Consider the following 20,218-nt stretch of genomic DNA (forward strand, 5'->3'; position numbering starts at 1 on the left):
GATGATAGAGCAAATCAGGCGTTGGGGATTATTGGTAATTTTAGCTATTTTTCTAGGACTGTTTTTTTATTTTCGGCTTCATCGCTATTTATCTTTTGAACGTTTAAAAGACCATCGTGAAATGCTCCTTATCTGGATGGGGCGAAACTTTCTTGAAGTCTTTTTAAGCTTCATGGCCATTTATGCACTTTCGGTAGCGATATCCATTCCTGGTGCTACCTTCTTAACCATTACAGCCGGGTTTTTGTTTGGGCCATTTTTAGGCACGCTTGCGGTAGTGATTAGTGCCACTATTGGCGCGTTTATTGTTTTTTTAGCTGTGGATTTGGCTTTTCGGGACTGGGTGGCGCAAAAAGCTGTGAAATGGCTCAAGAAAATGGAAGAAGGTTTTCAAGAAAATGCGTTTTCTTATTTATTGTTTCTCCGTCTCATCCCGTTATTTCCTTTTTGGGCATTGAATATTGTGCCTGCGTTATTAGGTATGAAAAAAAGCACTTATGTGCTGGCCACTTTTTTGGGGATTATTCCCGGCTCATTTGTGTATGTAATGGTTGGCAATGGACTCGGCCATGCGTTAGAGGCGCATGAAAAACCAAGGCTTGATATTATTTTCGACCCTAAAATTTTATTGCCGATATTAGCTCTGGCTTTTTTATCCATTTTGCCCACGCTTTATAAAAAAATTATTAATAAGAAACAAGGACGCGAATCGTGAGTCAAACCATTCGGAGTGACATTGCCATCATTGGTGGTGGTTCAGCCGGTTTAAGTTTTGCTTCAGGCGCGGCTCAATTAGGAGCGAAGGTTGTGCTGGTTGAAGGGCATAAAATGGGCGGGGATTGCTTAAATTATGGTTGTGTTCCCTCCAAATCACTACTTGCTGCTGCAAGATCATTTTATCATGTCAAAGAAGCAAGCTATTTTGGAGTAGAAGCTAAAAAACTTGATATTAATTTTTCTAAAGTGATGGCGCATGTTCATGCAGTCATCGATAAAATTAGCGAGCATGATTCGGTCGAGCGCTTCGAATCCCTTGGTGTAACTGTCATTAAAGAGAAGGCAGAATTTCAAGACACGCAAACATTAAAAGCCGGTGATTTTCTCATTGAAGCAAAGTATTTTGTGGTGGCCACAGGCTCTTCTCCCTTTGTTCCTCCCATTGATGGCTTGGATAGCGTTCCTTATAAAACCAATGAAACGATTTTTGATTTAAAGTCTCAGCCCAGCCATTTAATCGTCATTGGAGGTGGCCCTATTGGGTGCGAGCTGGGGCAAGCGTTTGCCATGTTAGGCAGTGAAGTGACTATTTTAGAAGCAGAAACGATTTTACCGCATGATGACGCATCCTGTGTTGAAATCGTACGTAATCAATTTGAAAAAATGAAGATTACCTTACATGAAAAAAGCAAAGTTATCAAAGTACATCAAAATAATGATGAGATTCAGGTGATGATTGAAAAAGAGGGGGGTGAAATGAAGGTCACCGGCAGTCATTTATTCGTTGCAACAGGAAGACGGCCGAATGTTAAGGATTTAAATCTGGAAAAAGTCAATGTTAAATATTCTACTAAAGGAATAGAAGTCGATGAGCGTTTGCGAACCAAAAACAAAAAAGTTTATGCCATTGGCGATGTGATCGGTGCGTATCAGTTTACCCATATTGCCAATTATCACGCGGGCATCGTTTTGCGTAATATTTTATTCTGGCTTCCGGCTAAAGTGGATTATCATGCCATTCCCTGGGTGACCTATACCACACCGGAGCTAGCTCATGCGGGGATAAGCGCAAAAGAAGCATCAGGAAGAGACGATGTACAAACAACAGAATTTACATTTGCCGATAATGACCGTGCTCAGGCAGAGCATGCAACGATAGGAAGAATAAAAGCCATTATTACCAAGAAAGGTAAAATTTTAGGCGTGACGATTGTTGGTAAAAATGCCGGAGAGTTGCTGCTGCCTTGGGTGATGGCGATTCGAGAAAAGAAAAGTTTACGTACCTTTGCTGATGCCATTGCTCCTTATCCAACATTGAGTGAAGTTAGCAAACAAGTGGCCGGTGAGTTTTATAAGCCTAAATTATTTTCCAAATGGGTGAATAGAGTTGTGCATTGGCTACTTAAATTAGGATAAACCATGATAGAACAAAGTATACGCCAATATTATCAAGCTTTATTAGTAGATCCATCGATAGGTTATTTAAAATCTAAAATTTCACCGAATGCGGTGACTGTCTTATCTGGTTTATTCGGAATTTTAGTGCTTCCCGCTTTATGGTTTAATCATAGTTATCTCGCCGTTAGTCTTCTTCTTTTATCCGGCTATTGTGATACGTTGGATGGTACGCTTGCGCGGTTTAGTCAGAAAACGACAGCCTGGGGAAGTGTGCTGGATATCATGATGGACCGAATGGTGGAGTTTGTGGTGGTGTTTGCGCTCTGGAGTGTTGCCCCCGATGCCAGAGGTTTTTGGTGTATTGTCATGTTAGGCAGTATGTTGTTATGCATAACAAGTTTTCTGGTTGTGGGAATTTTTAGCGAGAACCATTCGGAAAAAGGGTTTTATTACAGCCCCGGCATCATGGAGCGAGCGGAAGCGTTTATCTTTTTTATGGTCATGATGTTATGGCCAAGTGCTTTTACCATTTTGGCATTATTGTTTAGTTTATTAGTATTGATGACCGCAGGGATACGACTCTATCAGTTTTATAACCAAACAAAAGGATGACGAATGCGTATTTCACGGGAAACCATAAGGCAAGTTCCTTGGTACTTAAAGCCTTTTTTTTGGAATCAAAAAAGAAAATATGGCAAATATTTAGAGCCGGCGAAGGTTTGGGCGGTTATACCTAGGTTATTTGTTGCTGTGGCCAGTGTCTATGGCGTACTCGATAGAAAAAAATCGCCCATTTCTCCGGAACTTCGTTCATTAATCAGCGTGCGGGTGGCCCAAATGAATTGTTGTCGGTTTTGCGTAGACATCAATTCAGCATCTTTTATTAAACGATCACAAAACAGCGAAAAAATTCAAGCGCTTGAACACTGGCGAGAATCCTCATTATTTATTAAAGTTGAACAAGCAGCTTTACACTATGCAGAAGCGATGACTCAATTAAATCATAGAGTTGACGATGACTGCTTTAACAACTTAAAAAACTTTTTTGATGAAAAAGAAATTATAGAATTGACGGCATTGATTGCATTTCAAAACATGTCCAGTAAATTTAATTCGGCCTTAGATATTGCTCCACAGGGACTTTGTAACAAGTGCACATCCAAATGAAAAAACCGTTATGAGGAATATAAAATCATCAGGAAGAAAAAATTAAACCTGTTTAATTCCAATCTTACTTTTTAATTCTGGGCGAGGGTTCACTCTAAATTTCGCACCTGCTTCGCATGTAGGAGGTGAGTCGAAAAAGGCTTATGGCTTTAAGAACATATAGCGCGTTGCTCATCAACGATGGTTAGGCCGCGATTTTTAGCAATTCAATTTGTTGAACAGTGGTAATCTCAAGGTTTTGAAATATTGCCATTCTACTATTGGAAGCGCTTGATAAACGCTGATTTCGGCTTGTTTATACCCATATACTATACTCTTTTAGAAGCAGGGAGCGATTATGAAATTGACATTCATGGGAGCAACAGGAACAGTAACGGGTTCAAAGTATCTTCTTGAAATAAATAATAAGAAGATTTTAGTCGACTGTGGGTTGTTCCAGGGGTATAAAGAACTTCGTCTTCGTAATTGGGCGCCTCTGCCAGTCTCGCCACAATCCATAGATGCGCTCTTACTTACCCATGCCCATATTGATCATTCAGGCTATATTCCTTTACTAGTCAAAAATGGCTTTAAAGGACCAATATACGCCACAGAGGCGACATATGATCTTTGCTCCATTCTTTTACCAGACAGCGGCTATATTCATGAAGAAGATGCCAGACGCGCCAATAAATACGGCTATACAAAGCATACGCCGGCCTTACCTTTGTATACCAAGAAAGATGCGGAAATGGCGCTAAAGCAATTTGAAGTCATCGAGTATGAAACACGTTATTCTTTAGTGCCTGATGGGAATGTATCTTGGAAACCAGCCGGTCATATTTTGGGCTCTTCTTTTATTCATTTTTATGTGAAAGGTGTTAAAACGTTATTTACTGGTGATATGGGGCGCACTCATGATCCTGTCATGCAACCGCCAGCTATCATCGAGGCTCTGGATTATTTAATTATCGAGTCAACTTATGGAAATCGTTTGCATGAAAAAGAGAATCCAAAAGATATAATCGCAAACATTGTGAATAAAACAGCAAAGCGAGGAGGGACCATCCTGATACCCGCTTTTGCTGTAGGTCGTACGCAAAACATATTGTATTATTTATCTCAATTGAAAAAAGAAAACCGCATACCTGATTTACCTATTTTTTTAGATAGTCCAATGGCTATTAACGTGACTGATCTTTTATACAAGCATCCCAATGAACACCACTTAAGTCAGGAAGAATGCTATGAAACCTGTAATATAGCTACCTATACAAATACGGTAGAAGAATCAAAATCAATTGATAAACAAGTCATGCCTAAAATTATTATTTCCGCAAGCGGGATGGCAACTGGCGGACGGATATTACATCATTTAAAAGTATTTGCTCCGGATCATAGGAATACAATTTTACTTACTGGCTTTCAGGCTGCAGGAACAAGAGGGGATCGTCTCTTAAAGGGTGAGAGAAAAATCAAATTACTTGGTCAAATGATTTCCATCAATGCAGAAGTAGAAAATTTGACCAATATCTCGGCACATGCTGATTATGAAGAAATGTTGGTCTGGCTCAAACAACTTAAAAGACCACCGAAGAAGGTATTTCTAACCCATGGTGAACCAGACGCAATAAAAAGTTTTGCGAAATTTATCAAAACAGAGCTGAATTGGAACTGTATGGTCCCGAATTATCTGGATAAGGTGGAATTAAAGTGAGTCAGAAAATTTCTACTAAAGACAATCATAACCATCCCTTAACGTTAAAGTGGCTGGGAATTGATACTTACAGAGAAACGGTCATCTATGTCCGTGTTCTTTCAAAATGCGTGATTTATTCTTTTTCTTTTTCGTCCTGCCGCCTTTTAAACCACTCGCAAGGGAATGAGTCATTACTCGATGGTTACACGTAGCATCGATTAAAACGGCAACTGACTATCACGTTGGCCAATAAACACAATCATGTTGTGTACACTGGTGTTACCAATGATTTGATACGCCGCGTTTATGAACACAAGAACTAACTGGTGGCAGGGTTTACGAAAAAATATCATATGGATCGTCTGGTTTATTATGAAGTTTGTGGAAGTATCATTACTCCTATTGAACGAGAAACACAAATCAAGGGATGGTCACGAAAAAAGAAGTAGGATTTGATTCATGTATTGAATCCTAAGTGGACTGATTTGTATCGAACATTACTTTAAAAAATTGTGCCACTGAAGGGAGATCCCTCGCTGCGCTCGGGATGATGTGGGGAGTTACGATTATTTTTGGAGATAGAGATTTATAATTTATCTAGCAAAGACCAAACCCCTAGCACGAGGCTGAAGCCTGCAATACATACCCCTAAACAATTAGCAATTACCTGAGATCTTTTATCAGCACACTGAATAAGAGTAGAAACTAAAAAGCCGTTCATGCCATCTGATGCCATCATGCCTAACATGAATACCACGCCTAGCAGTCCAGATAATAACCATCCCGACATAACGGACGCAGAAATTGAAAATAAAGTCACCTGAGTGATGGTATCAAAAGAAAGTGCAAATAGAGCGCCTATGAAAATAATAGAAAAAGAGCTTAAACCTTTGTTGGCAATTTTGTTCAAAAAAAAGCTTTTTGGCCCAAGAGGAACTGAAGAATTTAGCCTTTGAGACCACAACATACCAATCGTTATAAATCCAAAGGACGACAAGAAAAATATAGAGACCCATTGCCCAAAATCATCTAACCAGCTCGGGACTATTGCTTGCAAAAGCCCACTGCCAACAAGCAAGCTAATAAACACAACCACCAAGCCATGACCTAATGAAAATAAAACTCCGGCAAGCCGAGAGAGCCGTTTATTATCTTTAGTTGTACGACTGATTGCATCAATAGTTGCTAAATGATCCAGATCAAATCCATGTCGCATGCCTAAGGTTAATACCATTAGAATTAATAAAGGAAAAGAATAACTGGAAAAATTAATGGTTAGTCTCCTTGAGTGAAGGTACAATTTTATTCATTGAACAAGCTCTGGCGAAAGCAAAAATTACTAACTATGTTTAGGGCGTATCCTCAATTTGTTACACGGCTAAAAAATACGCTGATTTGCTCAAATTTCAGCTTGAACTCGTCAAATAGAGCTGGCTATTATCCTCATTCAAGCTAAAATTTGATCTAAATTATCACAATTTTTAGCTCGTGAAACAAATTGAGGGCACGCCCGAACAAATGAAAGCGATTTTTTCTATTCTCGTGATTTCGTAATTTAAATCAACCAAAAATTATAGGATAAAATCATGCAATCAAAAAATGTGCGGTGACATTCTTAAAGAAAATGAAACATTGGTTGAGTTTGCAAGCAATCTCAGTTTTAGGCTTGAATAAGACAAAGAAGATAGTTCCAGTGTGCTTTCCAGAAAATCGCTAACTTGATTAATGATGAGCGTGTTATATGCATGAAATGACCTTATGTAAAAATATACTGGAGATTGTTAAGCAACATGTTAAGGAGACAAAGGGCGCATGCGTCAAAAAAATTTGTTTAGAAGTTGGTCAATTAACTTGTGTTGAGCGCTCTGCCCTGCAGTTTAGTTTTGATGTTGCCGCCAAAGGTACTATTGCTGAACAAGCTATATTAGATATCATCGACATAGAAGGCAAAGCACGTTGCGAAACGTGCCAGAAAACCATCAAGATTAAACAGTATTATGATCCTTGCCAAAGTTGTGGTAATTTTTCATTATCCATACTGCAGGGTGAGGAATTAAGGGTAAAATATTTGGAGATGGGTTAATGTGTGGAATATGTGGTTGTTCCGATCACGTTCATGATCAAGATGTCAATGAAGTTCATCATCACCACAGTGACAGCAATATCATCGCTGTGGAAGAAGATTTATTGGCGAAAAACAAACAATATGCAATCAAGAACCGTACTCATTTTCAGCAAAAAAATATAACTGCTTTAAACTTAATGTCGAGTCCTGGTGCCGGAAAAACAACCCTACTCGGTAAAACGTTCCAAGACTTAAAGCAATACATGCGAATGGCAGTCATTGTTGGTGATCAGCAAACCGATGAAGACGCGGCAAAACTAAAAAAGAGCGGTGCAGAGGCTTTGCAAATTAATACAGGACGAGTTTGCCACCTGGATGCTCACATGATAGGCCATGCCGTTGAAGAGTTATCAATCCAGGATAATACCCTTTTATTCATTGAAAATGTAGGAAACTTGGTTTGCCCGGCAAGTTTTGATTTAGGGGAAACCCATAAAATTGTTCTGTTATCCGTAACAGAAGGTGATAATAAACCCTTGAAATACCCTGACATGTTCCGCGGCGCTGATTTGATATTAATCACTAAAATGGATTTATTACCCTATGTACAATTTGATCTTGATCAATGCGAAGATTACATACGGCGAATTAACCAAAAAGTTCATATTTTACATCTATCCTCCACCTCAGACAAAGGCATTCGTGATTGGTATCAATGGTTGCATGATGCTTGTAATCTGAGTGACTTGAAATGTCATCCCACAAGATTTTAAAAACAATTTCGGAGCAAGCTTCGGATTTAAAAAGACAACAAATTACAATTCAAGGCGTGGTTCAAGGTGTAGGCTTTCGCCCTCACGTGTATCGTATAGCAATCAGTTTAAATCTGACTGGCTGGGTAAAAAACAATAACCATGGAGTCATCATAGAAATCCAGGGTTCATCCAGCGATCAATTCTTATCAAAGCTCAAAAAATCGTTGCCCCCACTGGCACGCATTGATGCCATACAATGCCAAACGCTACCTTTAATCCAAAATGAAAAGCATTTTCAAATCAAGCCCAGTGAAGGAGAGGGCGGTCATACGATTATTTCCCCTGACATGGGGATATGTCAGGATTGCCTGAAGGAATTATTTGATCCCAAGAGCCGGTACTATCTCTACCCGTTTTTAAATTGCACGCAATGTGGACCGCGTTTAACGGTTACTCGTCAGCTCCCCTACGACCGCGCTCAAACTTCTATGGATGTTTTCCCATTGTGCAGTGCCTGTGAAAAAGATTATAGCGATCCTATAAATCGTCGCTATCATGCCCAGCCTACCGCATGCAGCTTATGCGGCCCACAACTTTCTACCAGCATTAAAGCAATGGCCAAAGCCATCCAACATGGTAAAATTATAGCGGTAAAGGGGTTAGGGGGCTATCAGTTAATCTGTGATGCATGGAATACAGCAAGCATTTCAACGTTACGTGCAAGAAAAAACCGAGCAGAAAAACCCTTCGCCGTTATGGTGACTAATTTAAATAGCGCCGAGCAAATGGTCTCTATCACCCCGTTGGCCCGAGAATTATTAACTGGCCAAACTCGGCCTATCGTCTTGTTAAATAAATTAATGGATTGCATGCCTGAAGATCTTGCTCCAGGTTTAAGTCAGTTAGGCATTATGCTGCCAACCACCCCAATTCATTATCTGCTATTTCACGCCTTAATGGGTTTTCCTAAGGGATTAGAGTGGTTAGATAAACCGGATTCAACCATGTTGGTAGTCACCAGTGCAAATATAGGGGGTGATCCGCTTCTAATTGACGATTCCCAGGCTGAAGAAGCGTTGGCTTCTATTGCTGATTTGAAAATTTCATACAACCGTAATATTGTCACACGGGTGGATGATTCCGTTATAAAAATAATTAATCATTCACCGGCGTTTGTCCGCCGCGCTCGTGGGTATGTTCCAAAAGCCATTAAACTGCCGTTTACGATACCAACAACACTGGCCTTAGGCGGGCATCTTAAAAATACATTTTGCATAACCCGGAATGATGAAGCCTTTGTGTCACAATATATCGGAAGTTTAAATAACAAGGAAACCATCGATTTTTATCATGAATCTTTAGAGCATTTACAAGATTTTTTAAACATCAAACCTGAACAAGTGGCTTGTGATTTACACCCCGATTTTTATACGACTCAACTGGCTGAAACCTATGACTGCCCAATGATTAGCGTGCAACATCATCACGCTCATTTGGCGTCAGTCGCCGCAGAGCATCACATCATCCACCCCGCTCTTGGATTGGCCCTGGATGGTTACGGCTATGGAACGAAAGGAGGCGCCTGGGGAGGGGAGTTGATGTTGTTGGATAATGCATGCTTTGAAAGGCTGGGAAGTTTTTACCCCCTTCTTATGCCGGGAGGTGATCGTGTCGCCAAAGAACCTTGGCGGATGGGCGCATCTGTTTTACATGAGTTGGGCTTAAATGAAGAAATCAGTGTGCGATTTGGCAATATGACTCAAGCGAAGCACTTATCTGATCTACTCGTCAGCCAATGTTCATTGCCAACAACCAGTAGTTGTGGCCGTTATTTTGATGCGGCCAGTGCGCTGTTGGGGGTAAATCGCGTTTCCAATTATGAAGGCCATGCAGCACAATTGCTGGAAAGCTTGGTAACAGAACCTGCTGTGATATCAAATGGCTGGATCATTGAAAATGGTCATTTTAATCTATTGCCAACTTTCGCAGAGCTTTTGGAACTCGATCCGGTAACAGGCAGCAATCATTTTCACGGAACGTTAGTGGCTGGATTAAGTGAATGGATTTTAATCTGGGTTAAAAAAACCGGTTTACGCACAGTATTATTAAATGGCGGCTGCTTTTTAAATCAGATATTAACGGAGGGTTTAATCCAAGCCTTGTGTCAGCGAGGCTTGAATGTCTATTTGCCAAAACAGCTTCCTGCCAATGATGGGGGAATCTCCTTGGGGCAAGCTTGGGTAGCAGGAGTTGCTAATAGTGCAAAGAAACGCTAGTGTTATTATTCTTCACGGCACAAGGATTCAAAAAATGTGTTTGGCCATACCAGCGCAAATCACAAAACTGCTTCCAAAACAACGCGCAATTGCTAACATCGGTGGAGTAGAAAAAGAAATTTCCCTTTCACTTGTTGAAGAGGTCAGCGAAGGCGATTATGTCATTCTCCATGTAGGCTATGCTCTCACAAAACTAAATGAAGAAGAAGCAAAAAAAACGTTGGAACTATTTGCTCAAATGCAAGCAACAGGACGTGGTGTATGAGATATATTGAAGAGTTTCGAAATGCCGACTATGCACAAACGCTGGCTAAGCAAATTGCAGATAAGGCCTTGCCTTCACGACACTATAATCTGATGGAATTTTGCGGTGGACATACTCATACCATCCATCGCTATGGTATACCTAGTTTACTGCCGAATAACATAGAAATGATCCATGGGCCGGGATGTCCTGTTTGCGTATTACCTATTGGATGTGTCGATAAAGCAATTTGGCTGTCGTCTCAACCAAATGTCATACTCTGCAGCTATGGCGATATGTTGCGCGTGCCAGGGTCAGACCAAAAAAGCTTATTGCAGGCTAAAGCAGATGGTGCGGATGTCAGAATGATTTATTCTGTCGATGATGCCTTAAAAATTGCACAACAAACTCCTGAAAAAGAAGTTATTTTTTTTGCGATTGGTTTTGAAACCACGACACCACCAACAGCATTGGCCATTTTACAAGCCAGGCATTTAAACCTCTCCAACTTCACAGTGTTTTGTAATCACGTCCTTACTCCCGTGGCCATGGACAGTTTGTTGCAAGCGCAAAGTGAAGAAGACCCCGCTGTGAATTTGGATGGGTTTGTCGGCCCTGCCCATGTCAGCATTGTCATTGGCAGCCAGGCTTATCAAGCAGTATGCCAAAAATATCAAAAGCCGGTGGTGATTTCAGGTTTTGAGCCTTTGGATGTATTGCACTCAATTCTCATGCTTGTCGAACAAATCAATCAAAACCGCTGTGAAGTTGAAATTCAATATACAAGAGCAGTAACGCCAACAGGAAACTTAACCACCCAAGCCATGATGGATGAAGTCTTACAGCTGCGATCAAGCTTTGAATGGCGCGGATTGGGCCATATCCCTAAAAGTGCACTGGAAATCAAATCAGCATTTGCTTTTTTTGATGCGGAAAAGCGCTTTCATCCCCCTGAAAGCCAGGGTACAGAACATAAGCAATGTGATTGTGGTGACATTCTGCGAGGGGTAAAAAAGCCGCTGGATTGCAAATTGTTTGCCAAGGCATGTACTCCAGAAAATCCATTGGGTTCCTGCATGGTTTCTTCAGAGGGAGCCTGCGCCGCAGTGTATGCATATGGTAGAGGGGATGTGGTATGAGTGAGACAGTTTTAGAGCATTCAATCAAGCGAAGCAAATCAACAGGCCCTAAACTGGATATAAAAAAAGGCCGGGTTAATTTAAGCCACGGCAGTGGTGGCCGTGCCATGGCACAATTAATTGATCAATTGTTCCTGGAGGCATTTGATAATGAATGGTTAGCGCAGAAAAATGATCAGGCTTGTTTTTCTGTCAATGCAGGGCGAATGGTGATGGCAACAGATGCTCATGTCATCTCTCCCTTGTTTTTCCCGGGCGGGGATATTGGAGCTTTGTCTGTACATGGTACCATCAATGATATCGTTATGTCGGGGGCAACCCCCCTTTATTTATCAGCCAGTTTTATTTTAGAAGAAGGCTTGCCTTTGACTGATTTAAAAACCATTGTTATATCCATGGCTCTTGCGGCAAAAGAATCGGGAGTAGCCATCATTACCGGCGATACCAAAGTTGTGGAACGTGGTAAAGGAGATGGCGTATTTATTACCACTACCGGCGTTGGCGTGGTGCCAGAAGGTGTCAACATTTCCGGTAACCGGGCTACCCCAGGTGATCAAGTCATTGTAAGCGGTTATGTTGGCGATCATGGCGTAGCAATTATGTCATTACGCAATAATTTACAATTTTCTACGTCAATCCAGTCAGACACAGCATCATTACATGATTTGGTTTCTAATATGATCAAAACAGTGCCAAACATACATTGCTTGCGTGATCCAACCCGAGGCGGGGTTGCTACCACATTGAATGAGTTTGCCAGACAGTCACAAGTCGGCTTTCTCGTTCATGAAGCAAAAATACCGGTGCGCACGGAAGTAGTTAGTGCTTGTGAGCTGTTAGGACTGGATCCTCTGTATGTGGCCAATGAAGGCAAATTGTTAGCCATTTGTGCGCCGGATGATGCAGAGAAACTTTTAGAAGCCATGCACCAACATCCTCTGGGACAACACGCTGCAATTATTGGGGAAGTGATTGAGGACTCACGCCATTTTGTTCAATTACAAACAAAATTTGGCGGCAAAAGAATCATAGATTGGCTCGCTGGAGAGCAACTCCCAAGAATTTGCTGATATACCCGTGGTATTTAAAATAAGAGAAAAGATATGGGCACTCAATTTCTTCCACACGAAAACTTCCAGTTTTTGCTAGAAGTTCTACAACAATCAGGCTATCGCTGCATCGGTCCACAAGTACGAGACGGCGCGATTGTTTATGACGATCTTACCGAAGCAAAGCAATTGCCCTGGGGAGTGCGAGACAGTCAACAGCCCGGTGAATACACGCTCAAAACCACTGCAGAGAAAAAAGCCTTTGCCTGGGCCAACGGCCCACAGGGGATCAAGCCACATCTGTTCAAAGCACGAGAAACAATTTGGCGTGTCATTCGAAACGATGTTGGAACGCTTGAATTTAAGTCTGAGCAAGCAGAAGAACAGCCTATAGCTTATATCGGAGGGCGCTCCTGTGATCTGATGGCCATGTCCATCCAAGATAAGGTGTTTGTAGAAGGCCCTCACCAAGACCCCCGCTATTGTTCTCGTCGTGAACAATTATTTGTGGTGGCCGTGAATTGTAGCTATGCTTCTTCCAGTTGTTTTTGCGTCTCCGCTGGCACGGGTCCCGAAGTGCAAAGTCCTTATGATTTACTACTGACCGAAATTGATAAAGGATTTACAGTGAAAAGCGGAAGTGAGCGCGGCCATACGATATTATCACAGCTCAATTTATCCAAAGCCTCACCACCGCAACAAGAACAAGCTGCCGACCAGCCCAAACAAGCGGCCAGCATGCAAACCAAACGTATTCCTTTGGATAATAAAAAAGAATTACGTGATTTACTGTTTTCAAATTTAAATCACCCACGTTGGGATGATGTTGCTGAGCGTTGTTTGTCTTGTGGCAATTGTACCCTTGTTTGTCCGACCTGTTTTTGCCACAGTGAAGTAGAAAAGCCAAGCCTTGATGGCAGTGGCAGTGAACGTCAACGAGAATGGGACTCTTGCTTTAGTGAAGGCCATAGTTATTTAGGTGGTGAGCCGATTCGAGATGATACACGTAAGCGATACCGACAATGGTTAACCCATAAAGTAGGAAGTTGGTTCGATCAGTTTGACGTCAGCGGGTGTGTAGGTTGCGGTCGTTGTGTAACCTGGTGCCCGGTAGGTATCGACATCACTGAAGAATTGGCCGCAATTTCCAGTGAATCAACTATTAAAAAGGCCGAGGATGATTAAAAGTATAGGTCAAGGATGCCTAAAGGTGCTTATTTAAGTTCTTTACGCCTCTTAAGTAAGTACTATTTGTCATAGGCCTAATTTTCACAACAACATGATATTATAAATAAACTCATGACGAGACAACAAAAATGAAGGACCCTTACTTACCCCTTACAGCTCAAATTATAGAACGCAAGCAAGAATCCCCAACCATAGTTACACTGAATACACAATTTGTTGATCCACCCAGCCGTTTTCAATTTTCTCCAGGCCAATTCAATATGCTTTACCTTTATGGCGTGGGTGAAGTGCCAATCTCTATCGCTTCTGATCCTGCGGAAGATAATTTTTTAAGTCATACCATTCGTACTGTGGGGCGGGTAACCAAGGCAATGAATACGTTAAAAGAAAACGATACGATAGGCATTCGTGGCCCATATGGTCGTGGTTGGCCCGTGGATAGAGCTAAGGGCCGAGATGTGCTTATTATCACAGGGGGCTTAGGTTGTGCGCCCACGGTTTCCTTAGTTCGATATATTTTAGCAAGACGAAAATATTTCGGCAGCTTGAAAATCCTACAAGGGGTTAAGCACAGTGAAGATTTTATTTATCGTAAGCAATATAAAACATGGCAGGAAGCATCTGACACCGAAGTGCATATTGCCGCTGATCAGGCCAGGTCAAATTGGGCCTGGCACAAAGGCTATGTCACTGATCTCATCGACACTTTGATCTTAAACCCAAAAAAGACCATAGTTATGATGTGTGGTCCTGAAATGATGATGCGTGCGGCAGTCAAAACCTTGCGCAACAAGTTGATTTCAGAAGATGATATATATCTTAGCATGGAGCGAAATATGGAATGCGCCATAGGACATTGTGGCCACTGCCAATATGGAGGCTTGTTCATTTGTAAAGATGGACCAGTATTTTCCTATCCAGAAGTGAAAGCGCTGTTTAACAAAAAAGGGTTTTAGCCATGGCAAAACCACGCTTGGCTGTGCATAAATTCACTTCATGTGATGGCTGCCAGCTGGCTTTTTTAAATGCTGGCGAAGCGTTATTGACCTTGTCTGAAATGACGGAAATCATCCATTTTGTTGAAGCCGGACAAGTTGATATGGATACGCCAGTAGATATAACTTTTGTGGAAGGCAGTATATCCACACCTAATGAAGTCGAACGCATTCAAACCGTTCGCAAAAAAACAAAATACTTAATTACGATTGGTGCTTGTGCAACGGCGGGCGGTATACAGGCTTTACGAAATGCCGCAAATTACCAACAATGGATGTCCAGTATTTATGCAACGCCGGATACTATCAAAAGTCTTGAGACTTCAACGGCTATTTCGCATCATGTTAAAGTCGATTGGGAATTATGGGGGTGCCCAGTGAATACAGGGCAAGTGATGGATGCAATACGTTCATTATTGTATTCCGCGAGTCCACGCATCAAAAGAGACTCCGTATGCATGGAGTGTAAACGAAAAAACCAGGTCTGTGTTTTAGTGGCAAAAAAAGAGCCCTGCATGGGGCCTGTGACTCAAACAGGATGTGGCGCGCTTTGTCCTGGTGTGAACCGCGCTTGTTATGCCTGCTATGGCCCTTCGGAAAACCCGAATACGGATGCTTTAGGTGGATGGTTTAAGCAAAACATTGGTTTGGACAAAAAAGCCATCGCCAAACAATTGTTACACATTAATAACCAAGCGCCAGCTTTTAATCAAGCCGCAAGTTATTTTAAAGGGATTAAAATTGTCAAAGAATAAGAAAAGCATTCATGTGCCTATATTAGCAAGGGTCGAAGGAGAGGGTGCGCTTGAAATCGAAATTGTAAATGATGCAATTCAAAAGCTGCAATTGCAAATTTATGAACCCCCGCGCATGTTTGAAAAATTCCTGGAAGGACGGAGTTATAAGGAAGTACTGGACATGGTCGCACGTATTTGTGGAATTTGTCCTGTGGCTTATCAAATGAGCGCCGCACAAGCCATCGAGCATTGCTTTGGGTTCAAGCCTGGTAGCTGGGTACGTGGCATGCGGCGCTTGTTTTATTGCGGTGAATGGTTAGAAAGTCATAGCTTGCATGTCCACTTTTTGGCTGCACCAGATTTTTTAGGCTTCCATTCCGCCCCAGAAATGGCAAAAGTTTACCCCGAAGAGGTGCGGCGCGGTTTACGATTGCAATCCTTTGGTAACGCACTGATATCATTATTTGGTGGTCGCTCTGTACACCCTGTTGGTGCATGCATTGGCGGGTTTTATAAAGCCCCTACGCAAGCGCAAATAAATAAATTGTTAGCACTTATAACAGATAGAATAGAAGATTGTGAACGATTAATTCAATGGACAGCAACTCTGCCAAAAATAGACAATTCTCACCCATTTACCAGTGTATCCTTACGACATACCGATGAATATCCTATGAATGAAGGAAAAATTGTCTCAGATCAAGGTCTCGAAATAAGCATCGATCAATTTGATGATTACTTTAAAGAAAATCAGGTGCCTTATTCTAATGCTCTCCATTGCCTTCTCCAAGGAAAACCGTATTTGGTTGGGCCATTAGCACGTGTTAATAACAATTATCATCATCTACCTGAAGTGATCAAAGACGTGTTGAAAAAATCGAGAATTTCTTTCCCAACCCAAAACATGAATTACAGCATCATCGCTCGTGCAGTTGAAATCTATTACTGCGTACTGGAAGCCCAGCACTTGCTCCAAAACTATGTTTATCCGAGTGCCCCTCATGCCGTAATTACAACCCGTGCCGGCAGAGGATATGGCTGTACAGAAGCACCTCGAGGTATGCTTTGGCATTGTTATGATATGACGGAGAAGGGGCTTGTGAAATCCGCCCGGATTGTTCCACCAACTAGTCAAAATCAGGCCCGTATCGAACAAGATTTGCGAATTTCATTAGAACAATATGGCTTAAACAAAACAGACGATGATTTGCAAGCTTATAGTGAACAAATCATTCGAAACTATGATCCTTGCATATCCTGCTCTACTCATTTTTTAAATTTGCGTGTGACACGCCATGAATGATCTTCGGGTGTTGGGCATTGGCTCACCGTTTGGTGATGATCAGGTTGGATGGCATGTGGCTAATCGTCTTAAACAACAAATCGGTCCGGATTCGGAACGATTGTTAATTACAGCTTGCGATCGCCCGGGAACTCGTATATTGGAATTGATGCGTTCTGCAGATAAGGTTTTTCTAATCGATGCAGTGATGACCGGTGCACCAGCAGGAACAGTACATTATCTGAAAAATGAGGAAATCATCAGCTTTCCCAATGGCTTATCCACCCATGGCATAGGCATAATTGATGCAATTGAGATTGGTAAGGCACTGAATGAATTACCTAAGCAAATTGTTTTATACGGTATTGAAATAGAAAACGTTTCCAAAAACTTTAAATTAAGCAAAATAATTGAGCGGGCTATAGAAAAAACAGTAAGTCGATTAATTAAAGAACTTCATGAGTTACTTAAAATCCAAAAATAGACATGGAAGCATTAAATCGTCGAGTGAGTCTTCCCCGCCAAATTATATGGCGCCTCACCGAAATACAAACTAACAAATAGGCAGCTATAGTCTCATCAGAAACAGTAATACCGCGATTCCAAGCTCTGCCAGCAGTTCAATAGGTTCGTAAGACTGTGCGATGCCAAAAAAATTTGACCAATCATCCCTCCTCGGTTTGCGTAATAAAAGGATCAAAAAACCAAGAATCATAGCGCAAAGCATCAGCGCGTTTATTCATAAAACGGGAGTGTGTAAAAAAGGCCTATCCAATCATGTACCTTCCTTATAATTCGTAGCTGTAACATTGTGGCGAAGCGAAATAAGTCGTAACCGAAGTTGTTTTTCAGTCTCAATCAGCGCAAAAAACACTATGCCAATAACGATGATGAGAACGCCATCAAAAAAAGAAATCGATTCTGTTTTAAAAATACTTTGTAGCAATGGCATATAAGTAATAGCAAATTGTGCAATCGTAATCACAATAACGCTCATCCACACCATTTTGGTGCCTTTTACTGCTTGCCAGGTTAAAGAGGTTCCATAGATATTGCGGATATAAAATAAATGAAAAATCTCCAGAACCACCAAGGTGTTTAAAGCAATGGTTCTAGACAATTCAATCGAATACCCTCTATCAAGGGCATAAGAATAGATACCAAATACTCCACATATAAAAAGAAAGGATACCAGGATGATATGCCATACCAGCGAACCAGTTAATATAGGCTCATTTCTTGGCCTTGGCGGGCGTTGCATTGTGTTTGCTTCTGTTGGCTCAAACGCAAGTGATAGGCCAAGAGTAACCGCTGTGATTAAGTTAACCCATAATATCTGAACAGGGGTTATCGGAAGACTTAAGCCAAGAATTAAGGCCAAAATAATGGTCAGGGCCTCGCCAGCATTGGTGGGCAATGTCCAGCTGATTACTTTCTTTAAATTATCATAGACCGTACGTCCTTCTTGTACCGCGGCTGCAATGGATGCAAAATTATCGTCGGCTAACACAAGTTCTGCGGCTTCTTTCGATACTTCATTGCCTTTTTTCCCCATAGCAATGCCTGCATCGGCTCTTTTGAGCGCTAAGGCATCATTAACCCCGTCTCCTGTCATAGCTACAGTCATTCCATGAGATTGAAGCGCCATAACAAGACGCAGCTTATGCTCTGGGCTGGTGCGGGCAAAAATATCATCCTCCAACACCACACCTGCAAGCTCCGAATCACTCATTTCATCGAGCTCAAGTCCTGTCAAAATTTTATCTGGATGCTTTAATCCAATTTGCCGGCCAATTGCCCCAGCAGTTGCTGAGTGGTCCCCAGTAATCATTTTCACCTGGATGCCGGCATTCAAACATTGTGCTACTGCAGTAATGGATTCCTCTCTGGGCGGGTCAATCATTCCGACCATGCCAAGCAAGACTAAGTTGTTTTCCATATCGAATAATTGCAACACTGTGTGTTCTGGAGGAACTGACTTTAAAGCCATAGCTAATACACGTTGGCCATTTTTAGCAATGGACTCAATCTGTTCCAACCAATAGGTGTGATTGATGGGTTCTAACTCACCATGTTCATTTTCTTGTGTTTGGCACATCGCTAACAATTGCTCTGGCGCACCTTTAACAAAAATAAAGGCATGGTTTTGATGGTTATGGTTAAGCGTTGCCATAAAACGGTGTCTTGCATCAAAGGGAATAGTGTCCGTGCGCGTCCATACCTTTCGGTTTTCGGTGACCGATAAGCTTGTTTTTTCTGCTAATGTCAGCAGTGCTCCTTCCATCGGATCACCTTCGATGACCCAGTTTCCGTTGCGTTCATGTAACTCGGCATCGTTACAAAGTATTGCCGTTTGTGCTAGCCGCTTAAGCAGAGGGTGTTGTTCTTTATGAATGATATGGTCATGAAGTTTAATGCTCCCCGTAGGTTCATAGCCTGAGCCTTCAACATTAAACTGATTCTCTGCGGTTAAAATAGAAACCACTGTCATTTCATTCTTCGTAAGCGTGCCTGTTTTATCCGTGCAAATCACAGAGATGGAACCTAGGGTTTCAATAGCAGGAAGCCTGCGAATGATTGCATTTCTTCGCGCCATCGCCTGCACACCAACGGCTAAGGTAATAGAGAGTACAGCAGGAAGCCCTTCAGGAATAGCCGCAACCGATAAGCCAACCACCGCCATAAATAACTCGCCAAAATCCTGATGTTGAACAAAATAGCCATAGGCCAGTAATAATCCTGCAACCATTAAAATGAAAACCGTTAACCATTTGGCAAAAATATCTATTTGTTGAATCAAAGGCGTTTTTAATAGTTCCACTTTTGATAGGAGGTGGCTGATTTGGCCAATTTCAGTAAATTCACCGGTAGCTACAACCACACCCTTAGCCTGGCCACTGGTCACTAGCGTGCCGCTGTAAGCCATTGAAGCACGCTCGCCAAGCACGGCATTTTCAGCAACAGGGTTAGTATGTTTTTCTACTGCTACAGACTCACCTGTAAGAATGGACTCATCTACAATCATTCCATGCGCTTTAATAAGGCGTACATCTGCTGGCACTTTATCACCGGACTCCAAAAAGACCACATCTCCTGGGACTAGTTCTTTAGCAGTAATGGTCTGTCGTTCTTCTTGACGAATAACTGTAGCAGTAGGTGATAACATCTGTCGTAAGGCATCAAGCGCTTTTTCTGCTTTGCCTTCTTGGATAAAGCCGATACAAGCGTTAGCAATCACAACAGCAAGTATGACAAACGTATCTATCCAGTGATTTAATAAGGCTGTAATTATTGAGGCGCCCAAAAGCACATAAATCAGGATATGATTAAAGTGCCGCAAAAAACGTAAGGCAATGGACTCTTTTGCTGTTTCAGGTATTTTATTTGACCCAAACGCTTCCTGTCTTTTAAAAACCTCTGTTTGATTTAACCCTTGAGGATCTGTTTTAAGCGAGGACATTACCTTTTCAATAGGCAGAACATGCCAGTTACCTCGGTGCTCTTTAAGGCTCTTCTCTATCATGGAAA

Annotated in this window: 19 protein-coding genes; 17 read left to right on the forward strand and 2 right to left on the reverse strand. The window is 41.8% G+C overall.

Going from position 1 to position 20,218, the window contains the following annotated elements; translation table 11 throughout:
- Position 1 precedes the first annotated feature (1 nt).
- The 6 genes from E1O47_RS12520 (at position 2) to E1O47_RS08140 (ending at position 5,172) form a co-directional block, all read left to right on the forward strand.
- On the forward strand, positions 2-715 hold the full coding sequence (locus tag E1O47_RS12520) for a TVP38/TMEM64 family protein (RefSeq protein ID WP_242602067.1): 714 nt from the start codon (positions 2-4) through the stop codon (positions 713-715).
- Entirely contained in the window at positions 712-2,133 is a 1,422-nt protein-coding gene (locus E1O47_RS08120; RefSeq protein ID WP_242602068.1) for a dihydrolipoyl dehydrogenase family protein, read from the forward strand. Before E1O47_RS12520 ends, E1O47_RS08120 begins: the two co-directional genes overlap by 4 nt.
- A gap of 3 nt (positions 2,134-2,136) precedes the next feature.
- A complete protein-coding gene (locus E1O47_RS08125; RefSeq protein WP_133130763.1) occupies positions 2,137-2,727 on the forward strand; it encodes a CDP-alcohol phosphatidyltransferase family protein in 591 nt (196 codons plus the stop codon).
- A gap of 3 nt (positions 2,728-2,730) precedes the next feature.
- Entirely contained in the window at positions 2,731-3,282 is a 552-nt protein-coding gene (locus tag E1O47_RS08130; protein WP_133130764.1) for a carboxymuconolactone decarboxylase family protein, read from the forward strand.
- Positions 3,283-3,619: 337 nt separating this feature from the next.
- Positions 3,620-4,978 carry an MBL fold metallo-hydrolase gene (locus E1O47_RS08135; RefSeq protein WP_133130765.1) on the forward strand — a complete coding sequence of 453 codons (1,359 nt, stop codon included), beginning with the start codon at positions 3,620-3,622 and terminating at the stop codon, positions 4,976-4,978.
- Positions 4,975-5,172 carry a hypothetical protein gene (locus tag E1O47_RS08140; RefSeq protein ID WP_133130766.1) on the forward strand — a complete coding sequence of 66 codons (198 nt, stop codon included), beginning with the start codon at positions 4,975-4,977 and terminating at the stop codon, positions 5,170-5,172. Before E1O47_RS08135 ends, E1O47_RS08140 begins: the two co-directional genes overlap by 4 nt.
- 374 nt (positions 5,173-5,546) lie before the next feature.
- On the opposite strand, the gene E1O47_RS08150 is transcribed toward E1O47_RS08140, so the two are convergent.
- Positions 5,547-6,260, reverse strand: a complete 714-nt coding sequence (locus tag E1O47_RS08150; RefSeq protein WP_242602069.1) for a HoxN/HupN/NixA family nickel/cobalt transporter — start codon at positions 6,258-6,260, stop codon at positions 5,547-5,549.
- Positions 6,261-6,701: 441 nt separating this feature from the next.
- On the opposite strand from E1O47_RS08150, the gene hypA reads away from it, so the two are divergent.
- The 11 genes from hypA (at position 6,702) to E1O47_RS08205 (ending at position 17,174) form a co-directional block, all read left to right on the forward strand.
- The gene (gene hypA, locus E1O47_RS08155) at positions 6,702-7,043 is read left to right on the forward strand and encodes a hydrogenase maturation nickel metallochaperone HypA (RefSeq protein ID WP_133130767.1); all 342 of its coding nucleotides are present in this window, start codon (positions 6,702-6,704) and stop codon (positions 7,041-7,043) included.
- On the forward strand, positions 7,043-7,798 hold the full coding sequence (hypB, locus tag E1O47_RS08160) for a hydrogenase nickel incorporation protein HypB (protein ID WP_133130768.1): 756 nt from the start codon (positions 7,043-7,045) through the stop codon (positions 7,796-7,798). The genes hypA and hypB overlap by 1 nt, the downstream gene beginning before the upstream one ends.
- Entirely contained in the window at positions 7,777-10,056 is a 2,280-nt protein-coding gene (gene hypF, locus E1O47_RS08165) for a carbamoyltransferase HypF (protein WP_133130769.1), read from the forward strand. The genes hypB and hypF overlap by 22 nt, the downstream gene beginning before the upstream one ends.
- Positions 10,040-10,321 carry a HypC/HybG/HupF family hydrogenase formation chaperone gene (locus tag E1O47_RS08170; protein ID WP_242602070.1) on the forward strand — a complete coding sequence of 94 codons (282 nt, stop codon included), beginning with the start codon at positions 10,040-10,042 and terminating at the stop codon, positions 10,319-10,321. The genes hypF and E1O47_RS08170 overlap by 17 nt, the downstream gene beginning before the upstream one ends.
- Positions 10,318-11,439 carry a hydrogenase formation protein HypD gene (gene hypD / locus E1O47_RS08175; protein ID WP_133130770.1) on the forward strand — a complete coding sequence of 374 codons (1,122 nt, stop codon included), beginning with the start codon at positions 10,318-10,320 and terminating at the stop codon, positions 11,437-11,439. Before E1O47_RS08170 ends, hypD begins: the two co-directional genes overlap by 4 nt.
- Entirely contained in the window at positions 11,436-12,509 is a 1,074-nt protein-coding gene (hypE, locus tag E1O47_RS08180; RefSeq protein ID WP_133130771.1) for a hydrogenase expression/formation protein HypE, read from the forward strand. The genes hypD and hypE overlap by 4 nt, the downstream gene beginning before the upstream one ends.
- Positions 12,510-12,542: 33 nt before the next feature.
- Entirely contained in the window at positions 12,543-13,673 is a 1,131-nt protein-coding gene (locus E1O47_RS08185; protein WP_133130772.1) for a 4Fe-4S dicluster domain-containing protein, read from the forward strand.
- Between the two features lie 131 nt (positions 13,674-13,804).
- The gene (locus E1O47_RS08190) at positions 13,805-14,632 is read left to right on the forward strand and encodes an FAD/NAD(P)-binding protein (protein ID WP_133130773.1); all 828 of its coding nucleotides are present in this window, start codon (positions 13,805-13,807) and stop codon (positions 14,630-14,632) included.
- Positions 14,633-14,634: 2 nt separating this feature from the next.
- The gene (locus tag E1O47_RS08195) at positions 14,635-15,426 is read left to right on the forward strand and encodes an NADH-quinone oxidoreductase subunit B family protein (RefSeq protein WP_133130774.1); all 792 of its coding nucleotides are present in this window, start codon (positions 14,635-14,637) and stop codon (positions 15,424-15,426) included.
- Entirely contained in the window at positions 15,413-16,711 is a 1,299-nt protein-coding gene (locus E1O47_RS08200) for a Ni/Fe hydrogenase subunit alpha (RefSeq protein WP_133130775.1), read from the forward strand. The genes E1O47_RS08195 and E1O47_RS08200 overlap by 14 nt, the downstream gene beginning before the upstream one ends.
- Entirely contained in the window at positions 16,704-17,174 is a 471-nt protein-coding gene (locus tag E1O47_RS08205) for a hydrogenase maturation protease (RefSeq protein WP_133130776.1), read from the forward strand. Before E1O47_RS08200 ends, E1O47_RS08205 begins: the two co-directional genes overlap by 8 nt.
- 291 nt (positions 17,175-17,465) lie before the next feature.
- On the opposite strand, the gene E1O47_RS08210 is transcribed toward E1O47_RS08205, so the two are convergent.
- Positions 17,466-20,213 carry a cation-transporting P-type ATPase gene (locus E1O47_RS08210; protein ID WP_133130777.1) on the reverse strand — a complete coding sequence of 916 codons (2,748 nt, stop codon included), beginning with the start codon at positions 20,211-20,213 and terminating at the stop codon, positions 17,466-17,468.
- Positions 20,214-20,218: the final 5 nt, after the last annotated feature.

Origin of the sequence: Legionella yabuuchiae (genome assembly GCF_900640115.1) — a bacterium.
Taxonomy (GTDB): domain Bacteria; phylum Pseudomonadota; class Gammaproteobacteria; order Legionellales; family Legionellaceae; genus Legionella_A; species Legionella_A yabuuchiae.

What these genes read in the sequence shown, in the direction of transcription:
- hypF (WP_133130769.1), top strand. Translation starts at nt 7,777, where the DNA reads ATGTCATCCCACAAGATTTTAAAAACAATTTCGGAGCAAGCTTCGGAT.
- E1O47_RS08125 (WP_133130763.1), top strand. Translation starts at nt 2,137, where the DNA reads ATGATAGAACAAAGTATACGCCAATATTATCAAGCTTTATTAGTAGAT.
- hypB (WP_133130768.1), top strand. Translation starts at nt 7,043, where the DNA reads ATGTGTGGAATATGTGGTTGTTCCGATCACGTTCATGATCAAGATGTC.
- E1O47_RS08135 (WP_133130765.1), top strand. Translation starts at nt 3,620, where the DNA reads ATGAAATTGACATTCATGGGAGCAACAGGAACAGTAACGGGTTCAAAG.
- E1O47_RS08205 (WP_133130776.1), top strand. Translation starts at nt 16,704, where the DNA reads ATGAATGATCTTCGGGTGTTGGGCATTGGCTCACCGTTTGGTGATGAT.
- E1O47_RS08130 (WP_133130764.1), top strand. Translation starts at nt 2,731, where the DNA reads ATGCGTATTTCACGGGAAACCATAAGGCAAGTTCCTTGGTACTTAAAG.
- hypE (WP_133130771.1), top strand. Translation starts at nt 11,436, where the DNA reads ATGAGTGAGACAGTTTTAGAGCATTCAATCAAGCGAAGCAAATCAACA.
- E1O47_RS08210 (WP_133130777.1), bottom strand. Translation starts at nt 20,213, where the DNA reads ATGATAGAGAAGAGCCTTAAAGAGCACCGAGGTAACTGGCATGTTCTG.
- E1O47_RS12520 (WP_242602067.1), top strand. Translation starts at nt 2, where the DNA reads ATGATAGAGCAAATCAGGCGTTGGGGATTATTGGTAATTTTAGCTATT.
- E1O47_RS08185 (WP_133130772.1), top strand. Translation starts at nt 12,543, where the DNA reads ATGGGCACTCAATTTCTTCCACACGAAAACTTCCAGTTTTTGCTAGAA.
- E1O47_RS08190 (WP_133130773.1), top strand. Translation starts at nt 13,805, where the DNA reads ATGAAGGACCCTTACTTACCCCTTACAGCTCAAATTATAGAACGCAAG.
- hypD (WP_133130770.1), top strand. Translation starts at nt 10,318, where the DNA reads ATGAGATATATTGAAGAGTTTCGAAATGCCGACTATGCACAAACGCTG.
- hypA (WP_133130767.1), top strand. Translation starts at nt 6,702, where the DNA reads ATGCATGAAATGACCTTATGTAAAAATATACTGGAGATTGTTAAGCAA.
- E1O47_RS08195 (WP_133130774.1), top strand. Translation starts at nt 14,635, where the DNA reads ATGGCAAAACCACGCTTGGCTGTGCATAAATTCACTTCATGTGATGGC.